The organism is Shewanella chilikensis (assembly GCF_002836945.1).
GTDB lineage: Bacteria > Pseudomonadota > Gammaproteobacteria > Enterobacterales > Shewanellaceae > Shewanella > Shewanella chilikensis.
The window spans coordinates 1-16,678 of the sequence record NZ_NIJM01000047.1; the positions used below are offsets into that span (position 1 = coordinate 1).

Sequence of the window (16,678 nt, forward strand, 5' to 3'; positions counted from 1 at the left end):
CTACGAACTAAAGAGTGTTGCTTAGTAGCGTGTCCTGTATTAGCGGTGCGGATCAAACTGCATGGTCGTTCCGAACCGCCTTTTGCGCCTTGGCGATATCTTCCAATACGCTGCTGGCCGGGCTGATAATCCTGCTGGCCCGTTTCTTGGTCACAACAAGAAACATCAGGATCACCCCAAAGACGCTGCCAACCAGCGCCGCAAGCAGGACAAGAGACATCTCCAACATGCCATCCAAACTGACCCGGCTATGCATATAACCGGCTATTTCGGCCAGCTTATCTTTGGGAAGGGCGTCGAGATAACGCAGTGGCAGTGATTGCAATAAGGCCCGGACATGCTCGTCTTTTAACAGCAAGATCAGCATTTCCATCGCCTCACCTGTGGCCTTCAAGCCATTTTCACTGCGGGCACGCCATTGGGCCAGTTTGCTCTCCAGAGCATCGACATCGCCAGTCATTATCGCCTCGAGCAACAAAGAAAGACTGATATCTGCTTCCTCGAGGAATGCCATCAAGCCGCTGAAATCCAGCAAATCGTCCATAACGCTGGCCGTACCCTGACGCAGCCCCTGCTTGTAAGCCAGGCCGGTCTGCAAGACTTGCTGCCAGATTTGCTGCTGGTTGAACTGCTCTCGCTGAGCCGTTAGCTCCGCCAGCTGTGCATCCACTTTTTGCCTGAAGCTGTCACTGATTTGCTGAACATCCGCCTGAGCGGCCAACTGTTCGCTTTTCTTGGCCATTTCCGCTGCCGCAGTGTCCAGCGACGCCGCCAACTGACGGTAGAGGCTGGGTAACCTTTGCTCTGCACTTTGGCGCTCAGCCTCATCGCCGAAGATCACTGTGGCTTCCCCGTTGGGGCAATCTTCCAGGCAGGCCCAGCCCTTGGCATTCAATACCCCGCTCTTTTGCGAACCATCACTGAATTCGACTCTATAGGGCACCTTGCCTGCCGCCGTCTCCTCTTTGTCATCGTAAACCAGTTCCAACTCCAACCTGCGTCTGGCCTGAGCGAACTTGGGGCTGATTTTGGCCGTTGGCGCCGTGGTGGGCGCAATCTGAGTCAGGCTGGGATCCGGGCTGTAAACAGGTTCGATGGCCGGGGCCAGGCTGCCGGTGGATGTCTTAAAGTGAGCACTGCTGCCTGCAGAGGCAAAACGCTTTTGGATCTGATTAACGGCGTGAGGGGAAATACCTTCTTGAATGTTGGTAACCCACTCGCCTGATTGATAACGAAATAGTGGCAAGATTGGAGTATCACTGAGGATCACTCTGCTGCCATCGGCCAGTTCCCGCTTGAGCTGCTCGAGCGAGCGCCCGGACGGCGCCAAAGATACCAGCTGTTCATTGCTCAAGCTTTGCCAGTTGGCCTCAATCTGCCCGGCATCGCTGAGATGCAACTCAGCCATGCTGACTACGCGGATTACGCCCATCTACGACTCTCCCTGTCTGCCCCAAGGTAATTAGGTTACCCCTTGGTAAAACTCCTTGTTTCCTGTGGCGCTTTTTTGAGCGCGCCTGGATGGTACTGCAAGTTTTTACAAAAGCAGCTCAGAAATATCTGAAACTTTGGCTTTTTCCGATATTTTTCGCGTCGTTAGCCGTAAAACTATACTTTTGAGGGGAGTCTTTCATTCGAAATGATGGCCTACTTTTACCCCCAGGTGCCAGCTCACAGCAAAGTGTTGCTGCTATAGCCTGAGGCCGGGGTTCTGGGCTATCATCTGGCCCCATAAATTCAGCGTATTCCAAAGCAGTATTCATGATCACCATTTCCGATGCCCAGTTGATCCGTGGCACCAAGACCTTGCTTGACGAGGCCTCATTGACTATTTATCCCGGCCACAAGGTGGGATTAGTCGGCGCCAACGGTACGGGCAAGTCCTCATTGCTGGCCCTGATTTTAGGGCAACTACACCTGGACAAAGGCGAGATCAGCGTGCCATCCCAGTGGCGCATTGCAACTGTCGCCCAGGAAACCCCGGCGCTGGAGGTATCGGCACTGGAATATGTGCTCGATGGCGATCGAGAGTTTCGCGAGCTCGAAACCCAGTTGGCCAAGGCTGAAGCCGAGGATAATGGCCACAGGATAGCCGAACTGCACGGCAAGCTTGATGCCGTAGGCGGCTACAGCATACGCGCCCGTGCCGGTACCCTGCTGGCAGGTCTTGGCTTTACCGAGGCCCAGCAGAGCCATCCGGTGAAGAGCTTCTCCGGCGGCTGGCGGATGCGTCTCAATCTGGCGCAGGCACTGCTGTGTCGCTCGGAATTATTGCTGCTCGATGAACCCACCAACCACCTGGATCTGGATACCATGTACTGGCTGGAGGGTTGGATTAAATCCTATCAGGGTACGCTGGTGCTGATCAGCCACGACCGTGACTTTATCGATGCCATAGTGGACGAAATCGTCCATGTGGAACACCAGAAACTCAACTTCTACAAGGGTAACTACAGCGCCTTTGAACACACTCGCGCCGAGCGTATGGCCCAGCAACAGGTGGCCTATGAGCGCCAGCAGCGAGAGCGGGCGCACATGCAGTCTTTTGTGGATCGCTTCCGTTACAAGGCCAGTAAGGCCAAACAGGCCCAAAGCCGCCTGAAGGCACTGGAAAGGATGACTGAGTTGATGCCTTCCAAGGCCGACAGCCCTTTCTATATGGAGTTTCGCGAGCCGGATGCGCTGCCCAACCCCTTGGTGAAGATGGAAGATGTGTCGGTCGGCTACGGCGACAAGGCTATTCTCAACAAGGTGCATCTCAATCTGGTACCCGGCGCCCGCATCGGTTTGCTGGGGCGCAACGGTGCCGGTAAGTCCACCCTGATTAAGTTGCTGTCTGAGCAGCTCTCGCCCATGCGCGGCCTGTACGAGCCCAATCCCGGGCTCAATATCGGCTACTTTGCCCAGCATCAGATAGAGTTTCTGCAGCTGGATGATACCCCGCTGCAGCATCTGCAGCGCCTGGCACCCAATGCCCGCGAACAGGAGTTGAGAGACTTCCTCGGTGGTTTTGGGTTCCAGGGAGATATGGCACTGGCCCAAGTGCGTCCCTTCTCCGGTGGTGAAAAGGCCCGTCTGGTATTGGCGCTGCTGGTTTGGCAACGCCCCAATCTATTGCTGCTTGATGAGCCCACCAACCATCTGGATCTGGAGATGCGCCACGCCCTGACCGTAGCGCTGCAGGGCTTTGAAGGCGCCATGGTGATAGTTTCCCACGACCGTCACCTGCTGAGACTCACCTGCAACGACTATTATCTGGTCGACGGCGGCGAAGTGCGGATGTTCGATGGCGATCTGGATGACTATCACCAGTGGTTGCTGGATGCCGCCAAGGCCGCAACGGCGAGTGTGTCCCAGGTTGACGAAGCCTCACCGGCCCAGGACAAGAAGCTGCAAAAGCGCCTGGAAGCTGAATTGAGACAAAAACTATCACCACTGAAGAAACGCCAGGCCAAACTGGAAGCCGAGCAGAGCCAGGCTACCGACAGATTGGCGGAGCTGGAAAATCTGCTGGCGGATACTTCTCTCTACGAGGCCGAGCAAAAGCCCAGACTGACGGAGATCCTCGCCGAGCGCACCCAACTTTCGCAGGCGCTGGAAGAGAGTGAAATGAACTGGTTGGAACTTCAGGAAGAGATAGACACCATCGAAGCCGAGTCAGGCCTTTGAGCCGGGGAAACCCGGGTGTTGAGATTGCAAGCAAGGAGAAAAGCGTGCCACATACGAGTCTGTTTACCTCTAGTCTTTGGCAGGAATGTGAAACACTTTACCCGGCGCTGGAAAGCCTGCTGATAAAACTGCAGGACGAACACGGCCTGATAGTCAACCTCTTGCTGCTGGCGCTGACTCTGGACAACAAAGGCGTTAGCCTCAACCAGGGATCATGGTCCCAGCTCCACAGCGAAGTTGAGCAGTGGGAAAGCGGCATTCTGCGCCCCTATCGGCGGCTGAGACGCTTGGCCAAACCCAACCTGGGACAAGCCGAGTACCAACAGATGTTGGATGTCGAGCTGATGATGGAACGCAGAGGGCAGCAGCTGATATTGCACAAACTCAATGGCCTGCCTCGCAGCGTCACTGAAGACAAGCAACACAATCTCAGTACCTATCTGGCACAGTTCAACCTCAGCCCTCAGCAACATCCTGCACTGCTGGCTCAGGCTTGAGCCTCCGGGCCAGTAAGCTGGCGTTGCGCGCAGTCAAACCATAGATACTCAGCTGTGGATTGGCTCCCAAACTGCTGGGGAATACAGAGCCATCCATCACCGACAGATTGCTGTAGTAATGCGCCTGGCCTTCGCTGTTCACCCAGGATAACTGCCTGTCTTCCCCCATGGCGCAGCCGCCCATCACATGCGCCGAAGCCACTATGGTCTTCAGTGGCGCCAGCGGCATGTCGGCAATAACCTGTTTGGCCTCTTGCCAGGAGGACAAAATTCCGGCGCCCTCATTGATGGGCATAACCTGCTCGGCGCCTGCGGCAAACTGCAGCTCGGCCATGCTGGCAAAGGCCCGTCTGGCGGCGGCAAACAAGGCCGGCGTCAGAGGGTAATCCAGGGCAGTGCCTTTATCTGTCAGCAATACCTGGCCACCGGGCAATTCCGGCGAAAAGCCATCCCGGATCAGGGCTATGGTGACCTGCAGATGATTGAACCAGGACATCAGCTCGGCATGCTGTGGCCCATACCCCAGGGTTTTGGAGGCGATAAGCACAGGATGCACCGGCGGTACCTCCAGCTTATATCCTGGTTGACCAGTGGCACCATCTTGCCAAACAAACTGATCCGAATATATCGACTGCGGTGCCCCGGAGTGGGCATTGATTGCCTCCCGAAAGCGAGCGCCACTGAGCACGGTTGGGTGTAAACAGGTCTGCTTGCCGAGGCGCTGATAGGGATCTGTCATTTGTGAACGCAGCAGTAATGCCGGAGTGTGGATTGCCCCGGCCGCCACCACATAATGACGGGCGCGGATCATCAATTTGACTCCAGTGGGCTTGTTATAGCCATCGAGCGCCTCGGCTCTGAGGGCAAAAACCCGCTCACCATGATGCTCGAAGCGCTCGGCGCGAACATGGCTGTATAACTCTGCTCCGGCATTCAGGGCAGCAGGTATTGTGGTGACCAGCATGGATTGCTTGGCATTAACCGGGCAGCCCATGCCGCAGTACCCCGTGTTCCAGCAGCCCAGCACATTGCGTTTGATAACTGTGTAGTCCCAGCCAAGCTCGACACAGCCATCCCTGAGGGCCTGGTTGTTGCGGTTGGGATCTATCGGCCAACGACTGATATTGAGCCTTTGCTCCATCTTGTCGAACCAGGGGTTCAACTCGCTGCGGGACAAACCTTTAACCCCAAGGCTTTGCCAATAATCCAAGGTGGCTTTGGGGGTGCGAATCGAAGTGGTCCAGTTGACTGTGGTGGAGCCGCCGACCGACTTGCCCTGGAAAATACCTATTCCCTTATCCAGGGTCTTCATGGCCGCCGCTTGCTGGTAGAGTTCTGGATAGGCGCGGCGCTCCTCCATGACAAAGTCAGAGGATGACTTGAGCGGCCCGGCCTCCAACAGCAAGACTCTGAGCCCAGCCTGAGTCAATATTTCAGCCGCCGTGCCACCGCCGGCACCTGTGCCTATGATGACAACATCCGTCTCCAGTTCAAGATCCTCGGTCAAAGAGGCTCCATCTGTATGTTTCCAACCTGCGGCCAGCCCGGCCAAAATGGGATCAGCTATCGGCAAATGTGTCTCCAGTCGGGTATCAGAGTGCCAGTTTTGGCTTGTTATAGTTAAGTCTGTCCCAATGCTCAGGGCAGGCATAATAGCTTGCCATCAACAACTCTCTGAGACCGAGATAGGCTTGTTGCAGCAGCGCCATCCAAGAGCTGCGCCAGGATTCCAGCATCTCGACCAATTCGTTGGGGCTGCGCAACATCAGAGGAGTCATGCTGCCGCTCAGCAAGAGTAAGCCAAAGCGGTTTTCCAGCATGTCGAGCAGCTGTTCCAGCTCCTGACGCTGGGCCTTAGGTAGCCATTTCAAAGTTTGATTGACCGCATCCAGAGTGCGATTGATGGCATCAACTCTATGCTTGCTAATCTCCGGCAATGCGCCTTCCAGCAACACAGGGATCAAGGCGCCGAGCAGAAGGTCATGGGGTTTTTCGTGCTCACTCAGGTTGGCGATCTCCTCATCCACATAAAGGCTGACACCTAACGCCAGTGCCGTTGTTCCTCCCAAAGTCCAGAGTAGAAACTGCCGTCTTTGCATGCCTGTCCTCCTGTCATTTCCCTGCACTGGGCTGTGCTGACATCTGTGTTACAATTCGGCCGATAACCAATTAACCACAGCAAAGCGCCCACGGCAATAGGCCATTTTGCATGCGAGATATCATGAGCAGCAGTTTTCGTCCGCCCTGGTGGGCCAGAAGCCCCCATTTTCAAACTATCATTCCCGTGCTGACCAAGGTGGCTGGGCTGCCGCTGCGGCGTGAGCGTCTGGAGCTGGAAGATGGCGACTTTATCGACCTCGACTGGCTCAAAGCGCCTATCCCGGGTAAGCCCTTGTTGGTAATACTGCACGGGCTGGAGGGCAGCGCCGACTCCCACTATATCCGCCGCCTGCTGCGCGAGTGTCAGAAGCAGGAGCTGGCAGCCGTAGTGCACCATCACAGAGGCTGCTCGGGTGAAGACAATCGCCTGGCGCGCAGTTACCACAGCGGTGATACGGCCGATATCAGCCATAGCCTGCAAACCCTGAAGCAGCGCTATCCCCATTCGCCTCTGCTGGCGGTAGGTTACAGTCTAGGCGGCAATGTACTGGCCAAGTACCAGGGAGAATTTGCAGAGAAAAGCCTGCTCAGCCGCGCCGCCGTGGTATCGGCACCGCTGGCGCTGGCATCCTGTGCCAAGCGGTTGGAGAAAGGCTTCTCCAAGGTTTATCAAAGTTATCTTATCCGCCAACTGCAGCAAAAAATGCTGCTAAAACTCGAGCGGGGCAATAGTCAGTTGCCGCTGAATGGCGAAGCCATCAAACGGCTGAACACCTTTTATGATTTTGACCATCAGGTGACGGCACCGCTGCACGGCTTCAACGGTGTCGATGACTATTATCAAAAGGCCAGCGCCTTGCCTTTATTGGGTAAGATAGCCAAGCCGACCCTGATAATTCATGCAGCAGACGACCCTTTTATGACTGACGCCGTTATCCCATCATTGGCACATCTGCCCGCCTGCGTCGAATATGAGCTGCATGCCAATGGCGGCCATGTGGGCTTTATCGAGGGCGGCACACCGTGGCAGCCACGCTATTATCTGGAGCAGCGTTTGCTGCGTTATCTAACGGAGTCAACTCATGCTGATACCCTATGAATCCCTGCTGCAACTGCCCAAGGAAACCCTGGATAACCTGATTAAAGAATTCCTGCTCTCCCAGGTGGAAGACGGCAGTTTTGATGCCCTGGGTGACAAAGCGCTGGAACAGGCCATCGGCAAGTGCCGCTTGGCGCTGAAGGAAGGGCATTTACTGGTAGAATTCAGCGAAGATGACGAGTCTGTTGCCATCCGCTCCCGCGAGGAGATCATGCGCCGAACTCCACTTGCCCATGATTGACCCGTCCCCCTGCATTCCTTTATAAGTAGTTAACTAAAGGTTAACGGGCCAGACAACCACAGCGTCGGCCTGCGCCCAAGTTTTTTAAAACAGGTAGGAAAAATGTCTGCAAAACATCCAATTATCGCAGTGACAGGTTCATCGGGTGCCGGAACCACGACTACCACAACCGCCTTCAGTCACATCTTCAGACAACTGGGGATCAACGCGGCCATGGTGGAAGGGGATAGCTTTCACCACTATACCCGCGCCGAAATGGAAGTGATGATCCGCAAGGCCAAGGCCGAGAACCGCAACATCAGCTATTTTGGCCCGGAAGCCAATGACTTTGCCCGTCTGGAAAAGTGTTTTGCCGACTATGCCGGCACGGGACAAGGGGAAACCCGCTCCTACCTGCATACCTTCGATGAAGCCGTGCCTTACAACCAGATGCCGGGTACCTTTACTCAGTGGCGACCGCTGCCGGAAGACACGGATATGCTCTACTACGAGGGGCTGCACGGCGGTGTAGTAACCGGCGAAAGCAATGTTGCCCAGCACGTGGATCTCTTGATTGGCATGGTACCCATAGTCAACCTGGAGTGGATCCAGAAGATTATCCGCGATACCTCTGAGCGCGGCCATACCCGTGAAAAAGTGATGGGCTCAATCGTGCGTTCGATGGACGACTATATCAATCACATGACGCCGCAATTCTCCCGCACTCATATCAATTTTCAGCGGGTCCCTACGGTAGATACCTCCAACCCCTTCAGCGCCAAGGATATTCCCAGCCTGGACGAAAGCTTTGTGGTGATCCGCTTTCGCGGTATCAACAATGTCGACTTTCCTTACTATTTGAAGATGATCCAGGGAGCTTTTATGTCCAGGGTTAATACCCTGGTCGTGCCGGGTGGCAAGATGTCACTGGCGATGGAGCTTATTCTGACACCGCTTATCAAAGACCTGATGGATAAGCGCCAAGCCCTGCTGGAGCAGGATATTGAATAGGCTGGATGCAGATAAATTTTGGCTTCAGACTCGATTAAGTTTGATTTAAGTCTAAAGGGGTAAATTACAGTCATCGGGATTTCAGGCGAAATACTGATGGTTGACATACTCTTGGGGATAGATTCCCCCATCTTGATCTGTTTGTTCCCTCGAGTATGTCAACAACCTACCCTATTTTAGATGCCCATAATGGGCATTTTTTATTGCCCGAATTCTTGCTCTCCATGCAAGCGTCAGTCTCTTCCTCTGACGCAAACACAATCAACCACAGCTAAAACTTCAACCAAAACCCCAGCGTTCGGCAAAGGAATTATCCGTATCGGCTTGAAGCATTCACAATGGGCGTTATTCCATCAAGGGCACCACTTCACGGTAAGGCTTGTGACTGCGATAACTCTCCAGCCGCTGCCGGAATTCAAGCGCCTTACTAAGATCCTGCGACTGCTCCAGCGCTGCAATGGCCTGCTGCTGAGTCGCCACTGCGGCAGTAAAATTCCCTAATTCGGCGTAAGCAGCCGCCAAGTTATCGAGATTGGTGGGGTCCTGATTGTTGTCTTCCAGTAGTTGCTTGGCAAGCGCCAACGCCCGACCACCATCGCGGTACTTGGCTTCGGGGCAAGTGGCCAGGATCCAGGCGGCATTACCAAGAGAGATGTCATCACCGGCCGAGCTGAAAAACGCCACAGCCTTGCCGCAATGGCGGTTAACCCCTTCCCCACCTGAAGCATAGAGGAAACCCAGTCTGAACTTGGCCCAATGGTTGCCCTGCTCCGCCAACGGCAGATACCAACGCTCGGCCAGCGCCAAGTCCCGCTGCATCAACTTGCCTTCAAATGCCAGGTCTGCCAAGGTTTGCTGCGCCTTGGTTTCGCCCCCGTCGGCAGCCTTGGTCAACCAGGCAAGGCCGGCAATTTTGTCCTCGACGACGAAACGGCCGGAGAGGTACATCAAACCAAGCAGGTACTGAGCCTCCACTTCACCATTGGCGGCATTGAGCTGAATATAGGCCAGTTTGCTGGCGGCAATTTCCTTGCTTGGCTGGGGAATGGCAAAGGCCTGTAACTGTCCGCTGAACAGACTCAAGGCCAACATGGCAGCCGCTGCAATTAAGGGAGATTTCACTCTGATACCCTTTGATAATCTACGCATACAGACTCATAAATTAGCCCGAACCCGGCGTAAAAGTCGAGGTCAATCCAACAATAAAATGCTAATAATAGCCCTCAATGAGCTTGGCGAATTGTGAGCAAGGCAGAGAAGATGTGATTTAACCTACAGACTCGAGCGAATCCGGAGGCTTTTAATCTGAATTGGTTGACATGTATCACTAAAGTATCAGAATGATAACCAAGATTAGCGATTTAATTGCGTTGATTCACTCAGTCTAAACTAAGACCTGGTTCAAAGTTTACTCTTTGATATTGACGTAAAATCCTTATTTAGAATATCCTTACTTTCGTTTTAATCAATCGAGGAACATAGGCATGGCTCTGATTGGTAAGCCAAAACCAGATCCGACTTTGGAGTGGTTTTTATCACACTGTCACATTCATAAGTATCCAGCCAAAAGCACTCTGATCCATGCTGGTGAAGATTCAGACACCCTGTATTACATAGTTAAAGGGTCTGTTGCCGTATTGATTAAAGATGAAGAAGGTAAGGAAATGATCCTCTCTTATCTGAATCAGGGCGACTTTATCGGTGAACTGGGTCTGTTCGAAGAGCAAGCCGAGCGTACCGCTTGGGTTCGCGCCAAGCAAGCCTGTGAAATTGCTGAAATCTCTTACAAGAAGTTCAAGCAACTGATCCAGGTTAACCCAGAGATCCTGATGAAACTGGCCGCTCAGATGGCGCACCGTCTGCAAAGCACCAGTCAGAAAGTGGGCAACTTGGCCTTCCTCGACGTGGCAGGTCGCATCGCTCAAACTCTGTTGCATCTGGCCAAACAGCCTGATGCCATGACCCACCCAGACGGTATGCAGATCAAGATCACCCGTCAGGAAATCGGTCAGATTGTTGGCTGTTCCCGCGAAACTGTGGGCCGCATCCTCAAGATGTTGGAAGAGCAGAACCTGATCCAGGCGCACGGTAAAACCATAGTGGTTTACGGTACCCGCTAAGCCAGCTTCAGCTTGATTTAAGCCTGATTCTATAGAGTGGCCAAGGTAATAACCTTGGCCACTTTTGTTTTTCAGGAGCATCAATTGAGAGGGCTATTTTTCGTTTGCTTTATTAGCCTGACTTTGAGTACTGCAAAGGCTGAAGTGGCAAGTCCCCACCTGGAACCCGATCACGATATCGCCAAGGAATTAGTGAAATCCGGGACGATTCTCTCCTTGGATGCCACTCTCTCTCAGCTACAATGGGTGTGCCATGGCAAATTGATTGACGCTCATCTCTATCAGAAAGAGGGTGAATGGCGTTATGATTTGCAGATAAAAGTCGAACATGGCCATATCGTCAGCCTGAGCCTGAATGCAGGCACAGGTTTATACGATGACCTAACCCCATTACCGAGCGAATGTCGTCCCAATGAAACTGCTACTCGTTGAAGATAACGCCCTGCTGGTTGAAGAACTGGCAAAACAATTAAAACAAGCAGGCTATGTCACGGATGTCACCGACAAAGCCATAGAAGCCGACTATCTGGTCAAAGAAACCCAGTATGACTGCATCATTCTCGATATCGGCCTGCCCGATGGCAACGGCTTGCAGTTGCTGGAAAAATGGCGTCAGCAGGGACTGACCACTCCTGTGATTATGCTGACAGCTCGCAGTCAGTGGCATGAAAAGGTCGAAGGCTTCAATGCAGGTGCCGATGACTACCTGGGTAAACCCTTTCACACCCAGGAACTGTTGGCCAGACTGCAGGCAATTATCCACCGTACCCATGGCCGTGCTACTGTGCCTGGCAAGCAATTGAACTTCGGCGGCGTCAGTCTGGATGAAGCCGAACAGGCGGTGACAGTCAATGGACAACATTTCGACCTGACCGCCATGGAGTTTCGCTTGCTGCGAATTTTCTTGATGTCGCCCAAGAAACTGCTTTCCAAGGCGCAGATCACAGATAAGCTGTACCAGTTTGACGATGAGAAAGAGAGCAATGTGGTCGAGGTCTATGTCACCCATCTGCGCAAGAAACTGGGTAAGACAGCGATAGAAACCCGTCGCGGCCAAGGTTATATCTTTCACGGCAGCCAATCCTGATGATGTCCATCCGCACCAAGCTGAGCCTGTGGCTGACAGCACTGGTGTTACTGAGTACCCTGATAGGCCTGGCGTTTATGGAGTCCATGCTGCGCCAGGCATTTCACGACTCTATCATCAACCGCTTGCAAGAAGATCTGGAACAGGTGGCACTGGCCACTCACCTCAATGACGGTGAGATCCTGATAGATCAGAGCCTGCTTTCCGGCTTCTACAAACCCGCCTATTCCGGACGCTACTACCAGCTCAATCTGCCGGATCGGGAGATCCGCTCCCGCTCCTTATGGGATCAACGCCTGGAAATAGTGCAGTTGGAGCCAGGGCAAACCCGCGCCTGGCAAACCAAAGGGCCACAAAATCACGACATTCAGTTGTTGTCATTGGGGCTGACCTCCAGTAGCAAGAAGATCAATGCCACTCTAACAGTGGCGCAGGATCTCAGTATAGGCCGCAAGGTATTTACCGAGGTTTATGGCACCAAACTGAGTGTCAACCTGGCCATGCTGCTGGCAATGATCCTGGGGATATTTCTGGTATTGCGGCAATCCTTCAAGCCGGTGAAGCAGATAAAACAGGCGCTGGCCAAACTCAGAGAGGGGGAGATCAACTCGTTGTCGCTGGAGACCATTCCCCCAGAAGTCAAACCCCTAGCCGAGACCTACAACGAGTTGCTCGAATACACGAGTAATCAAATTCAACGCAGCCGCAACAACCTTGGCAATCTCAGCCACGGTCTGAAGACGCCACTGGCAGTGATGCGCCAGCAGGTAGAAGCGCTGGGGCTGAAAGATCCCGATACCGCCAGGGCACTGGAGCAACAACTGGATCAGATCCACAAAATGATAGAGCGTAAACTGGCGGCGGCGCGAATAACCGGCGAGATGCTGCCGGCGGCGCAGCTGGTACTGCCAAGAGATCTGGAAAGCCTGTGCCAGACCTTGGATAAGGTACATAGATACAAGCAAATCAGTTGGCGCTTCGATATCAGTGATGGCATTCCCAGGCTGCCAATCCACAGAGAAGACGGCATGGAGCTGCTCGGTAACCTACTTGATAACGCCTATAAGTGGGCCTCTAGCCTGGTATTGGTAAGGGTATGGCAACATCAGGGGCAGGTATATGTCAGCGTCGAGGATGATGGCCCCGGGGTGGCAAAGGAAAACATGCAAACCCTCACCCGCCGCGGCAATCGCCTGGATGAAGAGATCAATGGTCATGGGCTGGGGTTATCGATAGTCAAGGATATTGCCGAGCAATATCAGTTGGATATCGACTTCGGCAAGAGCCCGGCACTGGGTGGACTCAAGGTTTCACTGACCTTTAAGGCCTGAAGGTTAACCTGGCCCCTCAAACAAAAATAGAGAACCCAGCCTAGGCTGGGTTCTCTGCTATCAAGCTGTCAGCCCTTGGCTCAATCAAGCACTGGCAGGTAGCTCAGAGCCAGGCGGTCACGGCTCAATTGACCATTGAGTATCTCACCCACAGTGCCGCCCTTGAGCTGCTGTGCCAGCAGTTCAGGAGAAGCCGAGGCGATAAACTGCTGCACTTCTTTGATGCGGGCAATCAGCGCCAGCGCCAACTTATTCTCGGCGGTCGCGGCATAGATTTTACCGTTCAGGGACACTTGGGCCTGCATATCCAGCCCAGGGGCAGCCTGATGAATACCAACATATTCACGCCATACCCTGGCCTTCTGCTCACCCTGATAGTCGCTGTCGACCGAGGCCAACACCACTTGTCTCAACATCATCTGCAGCAGGTTGCTCTTGCCTTTGGGCTGACCATTGACGGTATCAAAGCCGAAGAAGCGTGATACTGTGCGGTCATAATTGGGCAGAGGCTCTATGCTCTGGCTGGCAAAATCGCTGTAGTAAGGCAGATACGTTTCCAGCTCAGGGCTGCTGTTGCAGGCATCGGCAAACAAAGGCTTGCCATTGCTGACCAGATCCGGGCCATTACCCAGCGCCATGCGGCAAAGCATATCTTCGAACAGCTTGCCGGTTTGTGGCAGATCCACCAGCGCCTTGTGACCACGGCTGGAAGTCGATCTCGGCGTAGTTCGGCTCACCAAGGCTCGCACTGCCAGCAGTTTGTCCGGCCATACCCCAAGCACATCACGCTCGTTGACGTAAGGATGGTTGGGCGAGCCTTCAGGCGCCTTGATCCCGTTCAGCAAACGACCGGCGAAGGTAACATCGGCGCTCAGCATATCCCGGAACTCTTCCTTGATACCATAGTTGATAATCAGTTCCTTCAATGCCTCTGGAGAGTCGGCAAACCGGCTGATCACTTCACCCGGAGCAAACTTCATGGTCATATCGGCGCTCTTGAAGCGATACTGCTCCAACAACTTGGCAAAGTTGTACTGCTGTCTCAGGGCTGCCTGACCATCTTCGGTGCGGAAGGTGACATCTACCACGGCATCGTTCTCACCGGCAAGGCGCAGGAACAGGTCGGCCGCCTTGTTCATCGCCCTTTGGTTGGCACAATACCAGCTATCTTGGCCGGCTGCGGCTTTCACCTGACAGTCATTTGCGAAGAAATTTTCCGGCAAGTCAAAGATCCCCTCGAGGAAACTGACATCTTCAATAAACTGGCGGATCTCATCAAACTGACGCTTGCGGGCAATGGTGTAACCCAGGCTGTGGTCTTCATAAAGCGACTGACGGTTATGTCTCAGGTTACTGGTTTCATAGCTGTCCTGATATCTATCGATATAGAACTGGGCGATGTCATCCAGGTTCTGACCGGCATCACTGCGGTTACAGTTGCTGTTGAGCGACACATGTTCGTCAGTACAGAAGGCATAGCTGCGCAGCTTGTGGTCGCGGGCAATGTTGTAGAGCGCGCCGAAACGTGTCTCGCCCTGGAGCACTCCTTTTTGCAGCTCCTCACGACGCTTGGCATCTTCCGCTTTGAGGGAGACAAAGTCACCGCTGTCAGCCTCGACTTCACGGGCATAACCGAAACGCAGCGCCGCCAGGTCATAGGGCTCAAATGTCGTGGCAAAACGGTTGACGTTATAGTCCATCTGGCTGGAGAACTCGGCGTTCACTTTCAGATCAGGATAACCGGCACCGGCAAAGGCCTGGTTCAGGGTTTCCAATTCCTGTTGGCTGAAGGTGTTGTCACCATCGCGGCTACCGGCGAAGTTGTGTCTCAAGCCGAAGTTGTGGCCCAGTTCATGGGTCAGGGTACCGGCAAAGGCCTGGGCGGCCAGCGCCGTGCTCAGGCTATCCTGCAGGTCCAGGCTCAGCTTCTCGAATGCCTGCAGCTTACCGCCAACATCACCATTGACCCACAACTCGGCATTCTGCCAATCAATCTTGTGATCCTTGACGCCGGCCGGCAGCATTCTTTGCTGACCACCTGCGGCAAACACAGTGTCGACATGCATCAAAGTATGCTCGGACCAATAGTCACGGCTGGCTTCATCGAAGTCGGCCAAGGCGTTGAACTGCTGCTCAGCGGGCTTGAGTGGCAGAGCTGCCGGAGTGGCGGCGACCATCACATCGGCAGGCTTGTCCAGCGCCGCAGGCACAGCTTGCAATGTGGTGGAAGCCGCTGGCTTAACCACGGCTTGCTGATAAGGCACGCCGGTGAGCGCTTCGACCGAAGCCGCATCCAACTTGCCGCGGTTATAATCCAGCATCAGTTGCCGATAGTAACGCACCGCGCCTTGCTTGAGGTTGGAGCTGTATTGGTTAACCCTGGCGCTGACAATCTCCCCTGTCAGTGGGTTGGCTGCTGATGGACCGTAACCGGCCAGACCGTTATCCAGAGGCTCATCAAATAGAGTGATATGGTTATAACGCAGATCGCCATGGCGTTTATCGCCCGCCTGCTCCAGCTTAATCTGTGGCAAGCCGGTATGATAACGGCTGTTGGCGATATTCATCGCGGTCACAGATTCGATAGCCGCATCCAGGAAAGGCTTGTTCTTGGGCTCATAGAAGTTGTTGGACAAGTAGTACACCAACTCACCCTTAGCCGGGTTGAAGCGGTTCAGGTAGGTACGAACATAGCCATCCACCCCTTCTGAGTCGGTTCTGTCCCGATAGCTGTGACTGGAGTTGAAGAAACCAAAGGTGCCCTTCTCATGCTCGCTGTAAGGAATGGCTTGATAATCTTCACTGGCAAGCTGATCCAGCGCCACTATGGAGATAAATTCCGTGGTGGTGAACGACAGATTATCCAGATTGCCACCGTAAAACTGATTGAAACACTGGCCCGATGCCTGATAGGTGTGTTCAATCTCGAAGTTGATTACGCCCTTGTCCAGGTCCATTTCATAGCCTTTGTAGGCTCCGGCATTGACCAGTTTTGGGGATTCAGTTTCGGTGACACACTCACCAAACATAAAGATATCGTTGATCCCCAGCTCGGCAATCTTGGTGTCGGCAAAGTCAGGCACAAAGAAGCGCTTATCCTGCCAGGTCAGGTTGGCATCTGTATTGACCTGCTCAACGTTGATGCATTCACGCCACTTGTCTTCGGTACATCTGAAGTCTATGTACTCACCGGGAATGGTCAGTACCGGGGCCTGGTTGATGCCCTCCTGGTAGCGGCTGTCATGACCAAGACCTATGGCGTCCCGGTCCAACTGGCGAACCTGAATACCATTCTCTGTCTTGTGCAGGGTCACCAACTTGGGATCCCCCTGGCTGAAGCCGCGGATAGCGGCGGCATAACGCGGCGCCTTGCCGACACTGCGGATATAGAGGTATTGGCGCTCACCGGCCTTCTCTATCGAGTCGCTGCTAATCTGTTTCTCATCTTTGGGCAACTCCTTGTACGGTTCTTCTCCTGCCCCACATCCTGCGAGTGCCAGGCTGGCTGCTATCGCCAGGCTCAGACTTGACTTCTTCATTTAAT

Annotated in this window: 14 protein-coding genes; 9 read left to right on the plus strand and 5 right to left on the minus strand. The window is 53.9% G+C overall.

Going from position 1 to position 16,678, the window contains the following annotated elements; genetic code table 11:
* Positions 1-52 precede the first annotated feature (52 nt).
* On the minus strand, positions 53-1,432 hold the full coding sequence (locus CX651_RS15430; RefSeq protein WP_101056762.1) for a hypothetical protein: 1,380 nt from the start codon (positions 1,430-1,432) through the stop codon (positions 53-55).
* A 329-nt stretch (positions 1,433-1,761) separates the two neighbouring features.
* On the opposite strand from CX651_RS15430, the gene CX651_RS15435 reads away from it, so the two are divergent.
* Both CX651_RS15435 and CX651_RS15440 read left to right on the plus strand, forming a co-directional pair.
* On the plus strand, positions 1,762-3,669 hold the full coding sequence (locus CX651_RS15435; RefSeq protein ID WP_062793747.1) for an ABC transporter ATP-binding protein: 1,908 nt from the start codon (positions 1,762-1,764) through the stop codon (positions 3,667-3,669).
* A gap of 44 nt (positions 3,670-3,713) precedes the next feature.
* Positions 3,714-4,166 carry a DUF2390 domain-containing protein gene (locus tag CX651_RS15440; RefSeq protein WP_096141983.1) on the plus strand — a complete coding sequence of 151 codons (453 nt, stop codon included), beginning with the start codon at positions 3,714-3,716 and terminating at the stop codon, positions 4,164-4,166.
* Here the strand turns inward: CX651_RS15440 and CX651_RS15445 are convergent.
* Together CX651_RS15445 and CX651_RS15450 are read right to left on the minus strand one after the other, a co-directional pair.
* Complete coding sequence (locus CX651_RS15445) at positions 4,126-5,739, minus strand: GMC family oxidoreductase (protein WP_101056763.1); 1,614 nt, start codon at positions 5,737-5,739, stop codon at positions 4,126-4,128. The two genes, CX651_RS15440 and CX651_RS15445, sit on opposite strands and share 41 nt — an antisense overlap.
* Positions 5,740-5,758: 19 nt before the next feature.
* Positions 5,759-6,265 (minus strand): TAT leader-containing periplasmic protein, encoded by a 507-nt coding sequence (locus CX651_RS15450; RefSeq protein WP_101056764.1) that lies wholly within the window; start codon positions 6,263-6,265, stop codon positions 5,759-5,761.
* A gap of 122 nt (positions 6,266-6,387) precedes the next feature.
* On the opposite strand from CX651_RS15450, the gene CX651_RS15455 reads away from it, so the two are divergent.
* From CX651_RS15455 to CX651_RS15465, 3 genes are all read left to right on the plus strand, one after another.
* A complete protein-coding gene (locus CX651_RS15455; RefSeq protein ID WP_101056779.1) occupies positions 6,388-7,365 on the plus strand; it encodes a hydrolase in 978 nt (325 codons plus the stop codon).
* Positions 7,349-7,606 carry a YheU family protein gene (locus tag CX651_RS15460; protein WP_101056765.1) on the plus strand — a complete coding sequence of 86 codons (258 nt, stop codon included), beginning with the start codon at positions 7,349-7,351 and terminating at the stop codon, positions 7,604-7,606. Before CX651_RS15455 ends, CX651_RS15460 begins: the two co-directional genes overlap by 17 nt.
* Before the next feature lie 102 nt (positions 7,607-7,708).
* On the plus strand, positions 7,709-8,596 hold the full coding sequence (locus CX651_RS15465; protein ID WP_039035531.1) for a phosphoribulokinase: 888 nt from the start codon (positions 7,709-7,711) through the stop codon (positions 8,594-8,596).
* Between the two features lie 345 nt (positions 8,597-8,941).
* On the opposite strand, the gene CX651_RS15470 is transcribed toward CX651_RS15465, so the two are convergent.
* On the minus strand, positions 8,942-9,724 hold the full coding sequence (locus tag CX651_RS15470) for a tetratricopeptide repeat protein (protein ID WP_373296859.1): 783 nt from the start codon (positions 9,722-9,724) through the stop codon (positions 8,942-8,944).
* Positions 9,725-10,080: 356 nt separating this feature from the next.
* Between CX651_RS15470 and crp the strand changes: the two genes are divergently transcribed.
* The 4 genes from crp (at position 10,081) to CX651_RS15490 (ending at position 13,134) form a co-directional block, all read left to right on the plus strand.
* Positions 10,081-10,716 (plus strand): cAMP-activated global transcriptional regulator CRP, encoded by a 636-nt coding sequence (gene crp / locus CX651_RS15475; protein WP_025011303.1) that lies wholly within the window; start codon positions 10,081-10,083, stop codon positions 10,714-10,716.
* A 144-nt stretch (positions 10,717-10,860) separates the two neighbouring features.
* Positions 10,861-11,148, plus strand: coding sequence for a PepSY domain-containing protein (locus CX651_RS15480; RefSeq protein ID WP_224868349.1), 288 nt, complete (start codon positions 10,861-10,863; stop codon positions 11,146-11,148).
* Positions 11,129-11,803, plus strand: a complete 675-nt coding sequence (locus CX651_RS15485; RefSeq protein ID WP_101056768.1) for a response regulator transcription factor — start codon at positions 11,129-11,131, stop codon at positions 11,801-11,803. Before CX651_RS15480 ends, CX651_RS15485 begins: the two co-directional genes overlap by 20 nt.
* Positions 11,803-13,134: an ATP-binding protein gene (locus CX651_RS15490; RefSeq protein WP_101056769.1), complete on the plus strand. Its 1,332-nt coding sequence runs from the start codon at positions 11,803-11,805 to the stop codon at positions 13,132-13,134. Before CX651_RS15485 ends, CX651_RS15490 begins: the two co-directional genes overlap by 1 nt.
* Positions 13,135-13,214: 80 nt before the next feature.
* On the opposite strand, the gene CX651_RS15495 is transcribed toward CX651_RS15490, so the two are convergent.
* Positions 13,215-16,673, minus strand: coding sequence for a zinc-dependent metalloprotease (locus tag CX651_RS15495; RefSeq protein WP_101056770.1), 3,459 nt, complete (start codon positions 16,671-16,673; stop codon positions 13,215-13,217).
* Positions 16,674-16,678: the final 5 nt, after the last annotated feature.